The sequence below is a fragment of the Paraburkholderia sacchari genome (genome assembly GCF_000785435.2).
Taxonomy (GTDB): domain Bacteria; phylum Pseudomonadota; class Gammaproteobacteria; order Burkholderiales; family Burkholderiaceae; genus Paraburkholderia; species Paraburkholderia sacchari.
Map to the genome: position 1 here is coordinate 630990 of NZ_JTDB02000003.1, position 14496 is coordinate 645485.

10 protein-coding genes are annotated in these 14496 nt (G+C 63.1%); 9 read left to right on the forward strand and 1 reads right to left on the reverse strand.

Annotation, left to right across the window (positions count from 1 at the left end):
- The first annotated feature begins 139 nt into the window (after positions 1-139).
- The 5 genes from NH14_RS15210 to NH14_RS15230 all read left to right on the forward strand — a co-directional run bounded on the left by NH14_RS15210 (position 140) and on the right by NH14_RS15230 (position 8154).
- Complete coding sequence (locus NH14_RS15210; protein WP_035522742.1) at positions 140-1783, forward strand: transglycosylase SLT domain-containing protein; 1644 nt, start codon at positions 140-142, stop codon at positions 1781-1783.
- 599 nt (positions 1784-2382) lie between these two features.
- Positions 2383-3519 carry a glutamine-hydrolyzing carbamoyl-phosphate synthase small subunit gene (gene carA, locus NH14_RS15215; protein ID WP_035522745.1) on the forward strand — a complete coding sequence of 379 codons (1137 nt, stop codon included), beginning with the start codon at positions 2383-2385 and terminating at the stop codon, positions 3517-3519.
- Between the two features lie 140 nt (positions 3520-3659).
- On the forward strand, positions 3660-6914 hold the full coding sequence (gene carB / locus NH14_RS15220) for a carbamoyl-phosphate synthase large subunit (RefSeq protein WP_035522747.1): 3255 nt from the start codon (positions 3660-3662) through the stop codon (positions 6912-6914).
- 220 nt (positions 6915-7134) lie between these two features.
- The gene (greA, locus tag NH14_RS15225) at positions 7135-7611 is read left to right on the forward strand and encodes a transcription elongation factor GreA (RefSeq protein WP_035522750.1); all 477 of its coding nucleotides are present in this window, start codon (positions 7135-7137) and stop codon (positions 7609-7611) included.
- 69 nt (positions 7612-7680) lie between these two features.
- On the forward strand, positions 7681-8154 hold the full coding sequence (locus NH14_RS15230) for a DUF4149 domain-containing protein (protein ID WP_052147857.1): 474 nt from the start codon (positions 7681-7683) through the stop codon (positions 8152-8154).
- A gap of 100 nt (positions 8155-8254) precedes the next feature.
- Here NH14_RS15230 and NH14_RS15235 read toward each other — a convergent pair whose 3' ends face one another.
- Positions 8255-8797 carry a YhbY family RNA-binding protein gene (locus tag NH14_RS15235; RefSeq protein ID WP_035522753.1) on the reverse strand — a complete coding sequence of 181 codons (543 nt, stop codon included), beginning with the start codon at positions 8795-8797 and terminating at the stop codon, positions 8255-8257.
- A 266-nt stretch (positions 8798-9063) separates the two neighbouring features.
- On the opposite strand from NH14_RS15235, the gene NH14_RS15240 reads away from it, so the two are divergent.
- From NH14_RS15240 to glmM, 4 genes are all read left to right on the forward strand, one after another.
- On the forward strand, positions 9064-9726 hold the full coding sequence (locus tag NH14_RS15240; RefSeq protein ID WP_035522754.1) for an RlmE family RNA methyltransferase: 663 nt from the start codon (positions 9064-9066) through the stop codon (positions 9724-9726).
- Between the two features lie 229 nt (positions 9727-9955).
- Positions 9956-11845 carry an ATP-dependent zinc metalloprotease FtsH gene (gene ftsH / locus NH14_RS15245; protein ID WP_035522756.1) on the forward strand — a complete coding sequence of 630 codons (1890 nt, stop codon included), beginning with the start codon at positions 9956-9958 and terminating at the stop codon, positions 11843-11845.
- 234 nt (positions 11846-12079) lie between these two features.
- Positions 12080-12889 (forward strand): dihydropteroate synthase, encoded by an 810-nt coding sequence (gene folP / locus NH14_RS15250; RefSeq protein ID WP_084225150.1) that lies wholly within the window; start codon positions 12080-12082, stop codon positions 12887-12889.
- 81 nt (positions 12890-12970) lie between these two features.
- The gene (gene glmM, locus NH14_RS15255) at positions 12971-14323 is read left to right on the forward strand and encodes a phosphoglucosamine mutase (RefSeq protein WP_035522759.1); all 1353 of its coding nucleotides are present in this window, start codon (positions 12971-12973) and stop codon (positions 14321-14323) included.
- Positions 14324-14496 lie beyond the last annotated feature (173 nt).

Below are 14496 nucleotides of genomic sequence, written 5' to 3' on the forward strand. Positions count from 1 at the left end.
GGGCATTCTCATCCCAAAAGTATGGAACATCGTGCAAGCTGCGGATTTTCTTGGGATTTCTCCAATTATTCCGATTGACGGAAACGTGTGCGTTCCGTACTATCGGCTGCAAATTCCCGCCATTAGCAAGTAGACGTTCATGCGATTTATCCTAAGCGCGCTGCTGGTCCTGATGCTCGCAGCCTGTGCGAGCGGGGGGCCGACTGCGAACTCGCTTTCCCCAGCCGATCCCCAGGCGCGTGCCGACGCCATCCGCAAGACCTCCGCAGCCAAAGAAACGATCAACGTCGACAAAGGTTCGGTCGACCAGCTCACGAGCCCCGACGCTGACCTGTGGGCGCGCATTCGCCGCGGCTTCCAGATGCCCGACCTGCAGAGCGACCTGGTCGACATGAACGCCCAGTGGTATGCGCAGCGCCCCGACTACGTCGCGCGCATGACCGAGCGTTCGCAGAAATATCTCTACCACATCGTCGAGGAGCTCGAGGCCCGCCACATGCCGACCGAGCTCGCGCTGCTGCCGTTTATCGAATCCGCGTATAACCCGCAGGCGCTTTCCGTCGCGAAGGCGGCGGGCATGTGGCAGTTCGTGCCCGGCACGGGCCGCACCTACAACCTGAAGCAGAACATGTGGCAGGACGAGCGCCGCGACGTGCTCGCTTCCACCAGCGCGGCGCTCGACTACCTCACGCGCCTGCACGACATGTTCGGCGACTGGTATCTCGCGCTCGCAGCCTACAACTGGGGCGAGGGCAACGTGCAGCGCGCCATCGCGCGCAACCAGGCTGCCGGTCTGCCGACCGACTACGCGAGCCTGCGCATGCCCAATGAGACGCGCAACTATGTGCCCAAGCTGCAGGCGGTCAAGAACATCGTGATGAACCCGCAGCAATACGGGCTGGTGCTGCAGTCCATCCCCAACCACCCGTACTTCGTCACGGTCACCACGTCGCACGACATCGACGTGGACGTCGCGGCCAAGCTTGCGAATATGACGCCTGACGAGTTCCGCTCGCTCAATCCGTCGTTCAAGAAGCCGATCATTCTTGGATCGAGCGATCCGCAGATCCTGTTGCCGTTCGATAACGCCGCCGCCTTCGAGCGCAACCTGAAGTCGTACTCGGGTCAGCTTTCGTCCTGGACCACCTACACGACCGATTCGCGCGCCACGCCAGCGGCCATTGCGCAGAAGATCGGCGTGGATGCCGATACGCTCATGTCGGTCAACAAGATTCCGGCGGGCATGCGCCTGAAGGCTGGTTCGACGCTCGTGGTGCCGCGCACCGACGACGGCGACGACGAGGACATCAGCGCCGATGTGGCCGAAAGCGCCGTGCTGGCCATGGAGCCGGATGTGCCCGACACGCGCAAGATGCTCATCCGCGTGCGCCGCAAGCAGTCGATGGAAGCGGTGGCGGGACGCTATGGCGTCTCGGTCGGCCAGCTCAAGGCCTGGAACAAGACGCACCGCGACGCAGTGAGCCCCGGTCAGGTGCTCGTGCTGCACGTCCCGGTCGGCAAGGCGATGCCGAGCGAGCCGGGCCCGGAGCGTCTGGCGACGAATGTTTCCGGCGGTGGCGTGCAGCGCATCGGGACCCGGGTTGCAGACACAGGTTCCAAGTCGCGCTACGATAAGAAGCACGGTCGCGCGCACACCGAGGTCGTCAAGGTTTCCGAGCCGGTCAAGGGAAAGGCTTCGGGCGCCGCGCCCACCAAGGCGTCGAAGGGTACGGCGAGCCGCCCGAAGGCCGGAGCCCAAACGCAGAAGCAAAAATCCAAATAGCGGCTGGCGAAGGATGCTCAATCGTGCACTGCGGGGGCGGTGCACGGTATTTCGCTCCGATCACTTTTGCCAATTGGTGCTAGCGCCGTCGCCCTGCCGGGTGACGGCGCTTTCTTCATTTGCGGGGAAAACGGTGCGACCGTAGCTTCGATCTGCTGCGAATGAACGGCGCTATCCTTGCTGAGCACTTCTCGACGGCTATAGTGGAAAGGGCGCTGTGCCAGCTTGCAGCGGCGCGACGCCCGACGAGCGTAATCCCGAAATTTGAAAGAAAGGGCGTTTTCGCGCTATAATTTCAAGGTTTGAGCTTATCAACCCGCACCCTAGCGCCTACCTCCCCCATTCGTTCATCCGCCGCCCGCGCTTTCCGTTTCTACTGGCTGGCTGCCGCCCGATCGAGCGTCACAAACGCACCTTCGCGGCCCGGCGCCCGACATACGGTCAAACACGGAAAAGTCGCGTAAGCAGACTGCGGAGCGAGCCGCGCGCGCGTCCTGGTCGCCATGATCGGGGTGCCGACGCCGCAGCCGTTCCCGGGTCGCAAGACACGCAACGTCGGATAACAGGTCGGCACAGGGTGCTCCCCCAAGGAGTCTCCCGTGTTGCCGTCATTCTCTCCCGCTCTGCTCGCGCTCGCCGACGGCACGGTCTTTCGTGGTTACTCGATCGGCGCGCCGGGTCATACGATCGGTGAAGTCGTGTTCAACACGGCCATCACCGGTTATCAGGAAATCCTGACCGACCCGAGCTACGCTCGCCAGATCGTCACCCTCACGTATCCGCATATCGGCAACGTCGGCGTCAACGCCGAAGATGTCGAAGCCACGAAAGTCCATGCCGCCGGTCTGATCATCCGCGACCTGCCCGCGCTCGCCTCGAACTTCCGCATGGAGCGTACGCTCGGCGACTATCTGAAGGACGAAGGCGTGGTGGCGATCGCCGGCATCGACACGCGCAAGCTCACGCGTATCCTGCGCGAAAAGGGCGCGCAGAACGGCGCTATCCTCGCGGGTTCCGACGACGAAGCCAAGGCCATCGAACTCGCGCGCTCGTTCCCGGGCCTCGCGGGTATGGACCTCGCGAAGGTCGTCTCGACCGAAAAGCCGTATGAGTGGACGACCACCGAGTGGCGTCTGGGCGAAGGCTACCGCACGCAGTCGGCACCGAAATACAAGGTCGTGGCGTTCGACTTCGGCGTGAAGCAGAACATCCTGCGCATGCTGGCCGAGCGCGGCTGCCATGTCACGGTGCTGCCGGCGCAGGCCAGCGCGGCCGACGCGCTCGCGCTCAACCCGGACGGCGTGTTCCTCTCGAACGGCCCCGGCGATCCGGAGCCGTGCGACTACGCGATCAAGGCCACCCAGGAATTCATCGCGCGCGGCATCCCGACCTTTGGCATTTGTCTTGGCCACCAGATCATGGGTCTCGCGCTCGGTGCGAAGACCATCAAGATGAAGACCGGCCACCACGGCGCGAATCATCCGGTGAAGGATCTCGGCGATGGCCGCGTCGTCATCACGTCGCAGAACCACGGCTTCGCGGTGGACGCCGACACGCTGCCGGCGAACACGCGCGTCACGCACGTCTCGCTCTTCGACGGCACGCTGCAAGGCTTCGAACTCACCGACAAGCCCGCGTTCTGCTTCCAAGGGCACCCGGAAGCGTCGCCCGGTCCGCATGACATCGGCTATCTGTTCGACCGCTTCACCGCGCTGATGGACAAGGCGAAGGCGTAAGCGTCCATCGAGCGAGCCAGCAGGAACGAGCAGAGCAGGGGTGCGCAGCGAGCCGGAGCCAAAACGGCCCACGCGCGTACCCGGCGGCGAGCAGCAAGCCGCAAGACGTAAAAGACACAGGAATATTTAGCGAGAGCGTTATGCCCAAGCGGACAGACATCAAGAGCATTCTCATCATCGGCGCGGGTCCGATCATCATCGGCCAGGCCTGCGAGTTCGACTACTCGGGCGCGCAGGCGTGCAAGGCGCTGCGTGAGGAAGGCTACAAGGTCATTCTCGTCAACAGCAATCCGGCGACGATCATGACCGACCCTAACACGGCCGACGTCACCTACATCGAGCCGATCACGTGGGAAGTGGTGGAGCGCATCATCGAGAAGGAGCGCCCCGACGCGATCCTGCCGACGATGGGCGGCCAGACCGCGCTGAACTGCGCGCTCGACCTGCACCATCACGGCGTGCTCAAGAAGTACAACGTCGAGCTGATCGGCGCGTCGCCGGAAGCGATCGACAAGGCCGAAGACCGCCAGAAGTTCAAGGACGCGATGACGAAGATCGGCCTTGGCTCGGCAAAGTCGGGCGTGGCCCACTCGATGGAAGAAGCGATCAAGGTTCACGCCGAGATCGCCGCGTCCACCGGTACGAGCGGCTATCCGATCGTGATTCGCCCGTCCTTCACGCTCGGCGGCTCGGGCGGCGGCATCGCCTACAACCGCGAAGAGTTCGAAGAGATCTGCAAGCGCGGTCTCGACCTCTCGCCCACGCGCGAATTGCTGATCGAAGAGTCGCTGCTCGGCTGGAAGGAATACGAGATGGAAGTGGTCCGCGACAAGGCGGACAACTGCATCATCGTCTGCTCGATCGAAAACCTCGACCCGATGGGCATCCACACGGGCGACTCCATTACCGTCGCGCCGGCGCAAACGCTTACCGACAAGGAATACCAGATCCTGCGCGATGCATCGCTCGCGGTGCTGCGCGAGATCGGCGTGGACACGGGCGGCTCGAACGTGCAGTTCTCGATCAACCCGCGCGACGGCCGCATGATCGTGATCGAGATGAACCCGCGCGTGTCGCGTTCGTCGGCACTGGCCTCGAAGGCCACTGGCTTTCCGATCGCCAAGGTTGCCGCGAAGCTGGCCGTGGGCTACACGCTCGACGAGCTGCGCAACGAGATCACGGGCGGCCAGACGCCGGCTTCGTTCGAGCCGACCATCGACTATGTGGTCACGAAGATTCCGCGTTTCGCGTTCGAGAAGTTCCGCGAAGCCGACCCGCGCCTTACCACGCAGATGAAGTCGGTGGGTGAAGTGATGGCGATCGGCCGCACGTTCCAGGAGTCTTTCCAGAAGGCGCTGCGCGGCCTCGAAGTGGGCGTCGACGGTCTCGACGAGAAGACCACGAGCCGCGACGAAGTCATCCGCGAGATTGGCGAAGCCGGCCCGGATCGCATCTGGTACGTGGGCGACGCGTTCCGCGTGGGCATGACGCGCGAAGAGATCTTCGAAGAAACCGCGATCGACCCGTGGTTCCTCGCGCAGATCGAAGAAATCATCCGCAAGGAAGAGGCCGTCAAGGGCCGCACGCTCGCAAGCCTCTCGAAGGATGAGCTGCGCTTCCTCAAGCAGAGCGGTTTCTCGGATCGCCGTCTTGCGAAGCTGCTCGGCGCGACTGCCGCCGACGTGCGCCGCCGCCGTATCGAGCTGAACGTGCGCCCGGTCTACAAGCGTGTGGACACCTGCGCGGCCGAGTTCGCCACCAAGACCGCCTACATGTACTCGACCTATGAGGAAGAGTGCGAGGCCAGCCCGACCACCAACAAGAAGATCATGGTGCTGGGCGGCGGCCCGAACCGGATCGGCCAGGGTATCGAGTTCGACTACTGCTGCGTGCACGCCGCGCTGGCGATGCGCGAAGACGGCTACGAAACGATCATGGTGAACTGCAACCCCGAGACCGTTTCGACCGACTACGACACGTCCGACCGTCTGTACTTCGAGCCGCTCACGCTCGAAGACGTGCTCGAAGTCGTGGACAAGGAAAAGCCCGTTGGCGTGATCGTGCAGTACGGTGGCCAGACGCCGCTGAAGCTCGCGCTCGATCTCGAAGCGAACGGCGTGCCCATCGTCGGCACGTCGCCCGACATGATCGACGCAGCCGAAGACCGCGAGCGCTTCCAGAAGCTGCTGCAGGACCTGAACCTGCGTCAGCCGCCGAACCGCACGGCGCGCGCCGAAGACGAAGCGCTCAAGCTCGCCGACGAAATCGGCTACCCGCTCGTCGTGCGCCCGTCATACGTGCTGGGCGGCCGCGCCATGGAAATCGTCCACGAGCCGCGCGACCTCGAGCGCTACATGCGCGAGGCCGTGAAGGTGTCGAACGATTCGCCGGTGCTGCTCGACCGCTTCCTGAACGATGCGATCGAATGCGACGTGGACTGCATCTCGGATGGCGACGCCGTGTTCATCGGCGGCGTGATGGAGCACATCGAGCAGGCGGGCGTGCACTCGGGCGATTCCGCGTGCTCGCTGCCGCCGTACTCGCTGTCGCAGGAAACGGTCACGGAACTCAAGCGTCAGACGGCCGCGATGGCCAAGGCGCTCAACGTGGTCGGACTGATGAACGTGCAGTTCGCGATCCAGCAGGTTCCGCAGGACGATGGTTCGAAGAAAGACATCATCTACGTGCTGGAAGTGAACCCGCGCGCCTCGCGTACCGTGCCGTATGTGTCGAAGGCCACCAGCCTGCCGCTCGCGAAGATCGCGGCGCGTGCGATGGTCGGCCAGAAGCTCGCGCAGCAGGGCGTGACGAAGGAAGTCGTGCCGCCGTACTTCAGCGTGAAGGAAGCGGTGTTCCCGTTCGTGAAGTTCCCGACCGTCGATCCGGTGCTCGGACCCGAAATGCGCTCGACGGGCGAAGTGATGGGTGTGGGCAAGACCTTCGGTGAAGCGCTCTTCAAGTCGCAGCTCGCGGCCGGTTCGCGCCTGCCCGAGTCGGGCACGGTTTTCATCACCGTGATGGACGCGGACAAGCCCAAGGCCGTCGAAGTCGCGCGCATGCTGCACGAGCTCGGCTACCCGCTCGTCGCGACGCGCGGCACGGCTGCTGCGATCGAGGCGGCCGGCGTGCCGGTGAAGGTCGTGAACAAGGTGAAGGATGGCCGTCCGCACGTGGTCGATATGATCAAGAACGGCGAAATTTCGCTCGTTTTCACAACGGTCGACGAGACGCGCGCGGCGATTGCCGATTCGCGATCGATCCGCATGAGCGCCCAGGCGAACAAGGTCACGTACTACACCACGATGTCCGGTGCACGCGCTGCTGTCGAGGGTTTGCGTTACCTGAAGAACCTGGAAGTCTATGATTTACAAGGACTCCATGCTCGCCTAAACTAAGGCTTCGATTGTCTGTCTAATAGTAAATAAGGCAGACAACAGGCTGAATACCAGGCTGAATGTGCCGCGGTTAAGCGGCGTCCCAACAGGGTTTTCCAGGCTGCGCCAGTGCGCGCCGCCACCCTTGCGGGATGCACTTGACCGCGGTGATTTTTTTTATGGCCGCAACGATTGTTGGTGCGGCATCAATACAGCCCCAAGTGGCTGAACGAGTTGTTTTATGAGCACGATTCCCTTGACCAAGCGCGGTGCAGACCAGCTTCGCGGAGAACTGCAGCGCCTGAAATCCGTCGAGCGTCCGGCGGTCATCAATGCGATCGCCGAAGCGCGCGCGCAGGGTGATCTGTCGGAAAACGCGGAATACGACGCCGCGAAGGAAAAGCAGGGCTTTATCGAAGGCCGCATCGCGGAAATCGAATCGAAGCTGGCGGCTGCGCAGATCATCGACCCGGCGTCGCTCGAAGCCGATGGTCGCGTGGTGTTCGGCTCGACCATCGACCTCGAGGACCTCGACTCGGGCAAGACGGTCACTTATCAGATCGTCGGCGACGACGAAGCCGATCTCGAGCACGGCCTGATCTCCGTGAGCTCGCCTATCGCACGCGCGCTGATCGGCAAATTCGAAGGCGATGTTGCCGAAGTGCAGGCCCCCAGCGGCGTGCGCGAGTACGAAATCATCGACGTCCGCTATATCTGACGTAGCGGGAACGTGAATACCTCGGTGAATACATCGACGAATTCGGCTAACGGCCCGGCTTCGCCGCTCGTGGCGCACCGTGTGTTCGCGCTGCTGGCCATGTTGTGGGTGGGCAGCCAGGTGACGATCGGTTATGCGGTTGCGCCCGTGTTGTTCACCTCGCTCGATCGCGCGATGGCGGGCTCGCTTGCCGCGCAGCTTTTTCGCATCGAGGGCATGGTGGGCGCCGTGAGCGGCGTGCTGCTGCTCGGGCTCGCGAATGTGCTGATCCGCCGGGGCGAAACCGGCTACCGGCGGTTGCGCTGGCTGCTGATCGGTATGCTGCTGTGCGTGCTGATCGGTTATTACGCGCTGCAGCCGTTCATGAACGCCATGCGCATGAATGCATTGCAGGCAGGCGTCGACATTGCGCATTCGGCCTGGGCGAGCCGCTTTGGCATGCTCCACGGCGTGTCGAGCGCGTTCTATCTGGTCCAGAGCGTGCTGGGCGCGTGGCTCGTCTGGCTGCTGCCGTCCGCGCGCGGTGCGCAGGCGCGGCGCTGAGGCCGTTCAACGGCGCTCTCGGGGCGCTGCTCGCGCGATAGCTATTCAGGTACCCTCTGGTAAGAAGGTAAAAAAGCGCGGCATACTGGCCGCGCTATTCTTACTTCGAGCCTTGATGGGCTCGCTTCGAGCTGGTCTGGCGCTTCTTGGCGCGCTTGACGTTGCCGCCTTGGGTGACGCGCTCATTGCCCTTGACGACGACCTTTTGCGACTTCGGTTTGCGCATCGGGTTGTCCGAAGGCTTGACGACCTTCACGGTGCGAGGCGCGGCGTGCTTGCCGGCTTCGCGCGCGCTCGGCACGTCGCCCGCAGGGCGCTTGACGGTGCCGCGCGCGCCGGCGCGCACCATGGTGGTTTTCGGCTTGGCCGTCTCGGGCTTGTAGATCACGAGCAGCTTGCCGATGTGCTGGATGGGCGCCGAGTTCAGGCGGTCGCAGATTTCTTCGTAGATCGCGATGCGCTCTTCGCGCTCGTCGCCGAACACGCGCACCTTGATGAGCTGGTGCGCGTCCAGGTGGACCTCGATTTCCTTGAGGACGGCGTCGGTCAATCCCTCGGCGCCGATGAGCACGACCGGTTTGAGCGCGTGAGCGGCGGAACGCAGTTCGGAACGCTGTTCGGCAGTAAGAGTGAGGGCGGGCATGGGATGTGGCAGACTCGATTAAAATGACGGCGCCCGCCAGTCAGCGTGAAACACCGGCAGGACAGGCCACACAATGAGGGGCCGCCGGGCGGGGAGCGCGTCGAAACAATGGAAAAACCGTGGAGAACGGCGTGGCGCGGGCAGATGCCAGCGAGCGAGGCGGTGAGAACCACGCGCCTGCAAGCAGACGGGCCGCGACGACCGCACGAATTAAACGCGTATTATCCGCTAAAAGCGCGACATCACGCAGCAAGAGTTCACCTTTAATGGCAAAAAACCGCTTCAATCAGTCGTGGCTGCACGACCATATTAACGATCCGTACGTGAAGATGGCGCAACGGGAGGGCTATCGCGCCCGCGCTGCGTACAAGCTCAAGGAAATCGACGAGCAGGACAAGCTGATCCGCCCGGGTATGGTGATCGTCGATCTCGGCGCGGCGCCGGGCAGCTGGAGCCAGTACGTGCGCAACAAGCTCGTGCAGAGCTCGAAACGCGACGACCAGCGTCAGGGCGGGATCGACGGCACGATCATTGCGCTCGACATCTTGCCGATGGAACCCATCGCCGACGTGCAGTTTTTGCAGGGCGACTTCCGCGAGGACGCCGTGCTCGCACAGCTGGAAGAAGCGGTGGGCGGCCGGCCGGTGGACCTTGTAATTTCCGACATGGCACCCAATCTGTCGGGAGTGGCGTCAGCAGACGCCGCGCGTATCGAACACGTATGCGATCTCGCGCTCGAATTTTCGCAGAATCATTTGAAATCTGATGGTGCCCTTTTAGTAAAATGCTTCCACGGCAGTGGTTACAGCCAGATCGTCGAGAAGTTCAAGCATCAGTTCAAGGTCGTGGCCGCGCGCAAACCGAAGGCTTCGCGCGATAAATCGTCCGAAACGTTTATATTGGGCAAACATCTGAAGCGACCCCGCTAATTGTTCAGGCAGCCGGGGTGGGTCAAAGATCGGCTCCAGTGCGCAACGCGTGTTGCAGGAACTGTGAAGATCGCCTCGAATCGGCTTCGAGACGCAGTCCCGACAAGGCGCTCAGGCTATTTCCGTCTTAGCGAAACGTTATGGCGAGCCCCTGCGTACTGGATTAGAATGCTTTGGTGGTGTCGCAAGGCAAATGTAGGCGCCCGTCTATGAGTGAAGGAGTGGTGCTTTGAACAACAACATGTTTTCGAAGGCAGCGGTGTGGCTGGTAATCGCACTGGTGCTGTTTACGGTGTTCAAGCAGTTCGACAAGCCCCGTGTCCAGGAAGGCGTTTCGTACTCGCAGTTCATGGACGACGCGAAGGCCGGCAAGGTCAAGAGCGTCGTGGTGCAGGGGCGGAACCTCACCGTCACTCCGGCCGACGGCCAGAAGTATCAGATCGTTTCCCCGGGAGACATCTGGATGGTCGGCGACCTGATGAAATACGGCGTGCAGGTGAGCGGCAAGGCTGACGAAGAGCCCAATGCGCTTGTTTCGGCGTTGTATTACCTTGGACCGACAATTCTGATCATCGTGTTCTGGTTCTACATGATGAGACAGATGCAGGGGGGCGGCAAAGGCGGTGCGTTTTCCTTTGGTAAATCGCGCGCCCGCTTGATCGACGAGAACAACAACGCGGTCAACTTCTCCGACGTCGCGGGCTGCGACGAAGCCAAGGAAGAAGTGTCCGAACTCGTCGACTTCCTGCGCGATCCGCAAAAATTCCAGAAGCTGGGTGGGCGCATCCCGCGCGGCGTGCTGCTGGTCGGCCCTCCGGGCACCGGTAAGACGCTGCTCGCGCGCGCCATCGCCGGCGAGGCGAAGGTGCCGTTCTTCAGCATCTCGGGCTCGGACTTCGTTGAAATGTTCGTCGGCGTGGGTGCGGCCCGCGTGCGCGACATGTTCGAACAGGCCAAGAAGCACGCGCCGTGTATCGTGTTCATCGACGAAATCGACGCGGTCGGCCGTCATCGCGGCGCCGGCATGGGCGGCGGCAACGACGAGCGCGAGCAGACGCTGAACCAGATGCTGGTTGAAATGGATGGCTTCGAGGCGAATTCGGGCGTCATCGTGATCGCGGCAACCAACCGTTCGGACGTGCTCGACAAGGCGCTGCTGCGTCCGGGCCGTTTCGACCGCCAGGTTTATGTCGGCCTGCCTGACATCCGCGGCCGCGAACAGATCATGAAGGTGCACCTGCGCAAGGTGCCGATCGCCAATGACGTCGACGCAGCGGTCATCGCGCGCGGCACGCCGGGCTTCTCGGGCGCCGACCTCGCGAACCTCGTGAACGAAGCGGCACTGTTTGCGGCGCGCCGCGGCAAGCGCATCGTCGAGATGCAGGACTTCGAGGACGCCAAGGACAAGATCTTCATGGGTCCGGAGCGCAAGTCGGCGGTCATTCGCGAAGAGGCGAAGCGCGCGACGGCGTACCACGAGTCGGGTCACGCGGTCATTGCGAAGCTGCTGCCGAAGGCCGACCCGGTGCACAAGGTCACGATCATTCCGCGTGGCCGTGCCTTGGGCGTGACGTGGCAGTTGCCGGAGCACGACAACGAGACCTATTCGAAAGACTATCTGCTTGATCGTCTGGCCATCCTGTTCGGCGGCCGCGTGGCGGAAGAACTGTTCATGAACCTGATCAGCACGGGTGCCTCGGACGACTTTAACAAGGCCACCCAGACGGCCCGCGCGATGGTTACGCGCTTCGGCATGACCGACGCGCTTGGACCGATGGTCTACGCCGACGACGATAATGACGGCGGCGCGTTCGGCAAGGGTTTCACACGCGCGATCTCGGAAGCTACGCAGCAGAAGGTCGACGCGGAAATCCGCCGCGTGCTCGACGAGCAATACGGCCTCGCGAAGCGGCTGCTCGATGAGAACCGCGACAAGGTGGAAGCCATGACCGCCGCGTTGATGGAGTGGGAAACGATCGACGCCGATCAGATCAACGACATCATGGCCGGACGTCCGCCGCGCTCGCCGAAGAACACCCCGTCGCCGGGTGATGCGCCTTCGTCGGGCGGCAGCACGGGCACTGAGGTCAAGCCCGGCAACGCCACCGCACCGGCCTGACCGGACACGGCGCCAAGTCGACTAAAGCTGCGGGCCGGTGTGATGTTCACATCGGCCCGTTTTGCATTTCTGGTCGTGCATCATTAAGTTACATATCTGACGTTTATTGACGTGCTCAATCTGACCTCGCAGGGTAATCTGCCAAACGCGCCGCTTGATGCGCTCTCCAACACGGCTGCGCCCGAACCGCTTGTCTGCGGCCGTTTCACACTGACTTTCGAGCGTCCGCTCGTCATGGGAATACTCAACGCCACGCCCGATTCGTTTTCGGATGGCGGCCGGTATCTTGCCTTCGACGATGCATTGCGCCGCGCCGAGCAAATGTTGTCGGACGGCGTGGACATGATCGACATCGGCGGCGAGTCGACGCGTCCGGGCGCGCCGCCCGTTGCGCTCGATGAAGAGCTCGAGCGGGTGATTCCGCTGGTCGAGCGATTGAAGGGCGCGAACGTGCCGCTTTCGATCGACACCTACAAGCCGGAAGTGATGCGCCACGCGCTGGCGGCGGGCGCGGATCTGATCAACGACGTCTGGGGTTTTCGCATGCCGGGCGCGATCGATGCGGTGCGGGCGAGCAATTGCGGGCTGTGCGTGATGCATATGCTCGGCGAGCCGCGGACCATGCAGATCGGCGAGCCCGATTACGAGGATGTCGTGCGCGAGGTGCGCGAGTTTCTGCAGGCGCGCTGCGCCGAACTCGAGGCAGCGGGCGTAGCGAAGGGGCGAATTAGCGTCGACCCGGGTTTTGGCTTCGGCAAGTCGGTGGTCGAGCACAATTACACTTTGCTCGCGCATCTGCGCGAGACGGCGCCCGTTGCGACGGGCGGCGCGTCGTATCCGATTCTTGCGGGCATGTCGCGCAAGTCGATGCTTGGCGCGCTCGTGAACCGGCCCGCGCCCGAGCGCGTGGCGGCCAGCGTGGCGGCGGCGGTGTGCGCGGCCCAGCAGGGCGCGGCCATTATCCGCGTGCATGACGTCGCGGCAACCGTCGATGCGCTCAAGGTCTGGGGCGCCATGCGCGACGCCGCGCGTCAGCGTCATTAGGGCCTGTTATTAGTATGAATAAGCCCTAAGAACACGGCGCACGAATGCGCCGCAAAACAATGCCAATATGAGGTTCGAATCATGGGTCGTCGCTATTTTGGAACCGATGGGGTTCGCGGCAAGGTCGGCGAATTGCCGATCACGCCGGATTTCGTGCTGCGTCTAGGTTACGCGGCGGGTAAGGTGCTGGCTGGCGCGGCAGGGGAGTCGCGTTCGCGTCCGTCCGTGCTGATCGGCAAGGACACGCGCATTTCGGGCTACATGCTCGAGGCCTCGCTCGAGGCGGGGCTTTCGGCCGCCGGCATCGACGTGATGCTCGCGGGGCCGATGACGACGCCCGGCATCGCCTATCTCACGCGTGCGTTGCGTCTTTCCGCGGGTGTGGTGATCAGCGCTTCGCACAATCCGTACTTTGACAACGGCATCAAGTTCTTCTCCGCCGATGGCAACAAGCTGCCTGACGAAGTCGAAACGCAAATCGAGGCGCAACTCGAGTTGCCGCTCGATTGCGCACCGTCGGAGCAGCTCGGCCGCGCGCGCCGCCTGGACGATGCGGGCGGCCGCTATATCGAGTTCTGCAAGAGCACGTTCCCTCAGGCGTTCAACCTGCGCGGGCTGAAGCTCGTGGTCGACTGCGCGAACGGCGCGGCCTACGATATCGCGCCTCATGTGTTTCATGAGCTGGGCGCGGACGTGATTCCCATCGGTGTCTCGCCGAACGGTTTCAACATCAATGACGGCGTGGGCGCGACTGCGCCCGACGCGCTCGTGCGTGCGGTGCGCGCGAATCACGCCGACCTCGGCATCGCGCTCGATGGCGATGCGGACCGTCTGCAGATCGTGGATGCGCAGGGCCGCCTCTATAACGGCGATGAACTCCTCTATGTGCTCGTGAAGGATCGCATCGCAACCGACGGCAAAGTCGATGGCGCGGTCGGGACCCTGATGACGAACCTCGCGGTCGAGCAGGCGCTCGAGCGCATCGGCGTGCCGTTCGTGCGCGCCAATGTGGGCGACCGCTATGTGCTGGAGCAACTGCGCGAGCGTGGTTGGCTGATCGGTGCGGAGGGGTCGGGGCACATTCTCTCGCTGGACCGTCACACGACCGGCGACGGCATCGTCTCGGCGCTGCTGGTGCTCGCGGCGATGAAGCGCAGCGGCCAGGCCTTGGAAGAACTGCTCGACGGCGTGACGTTGTTCCCGCAGAAGCTCATCAACGTGCGCATCGCACAGGGGGCCGACTGGAAAGGCAACGCCGAGATCCAGAAGGCGATCGCCGATGCGCAAACCGAGCTCAAGGGCAAAGGTCGCGTGCTGATCCGCGCTTCGGGCACGGAGCCAGTGCTGCGCGTGATGGTGGAAGCGCGCGACGAGCTCGACACGGTTCAGTACGCCGAATCGATCGCCGATACGGTCAAGCGCACGATCGCCTGACGCGGGCGTTGCCGGCGCGATCCTGCACTATCCAGCGCCGGTCGAATGCGGTGTCGTGCAACCGGCATGACCGGTTCTGCATGTATTTCGGCTGAAGCAAACGTTTCACTTTTGCGTCAGCCTCCTCCTACCCCATGCAGGAGGCATTTTGCGCATCCGACCCCCGGCTGCGC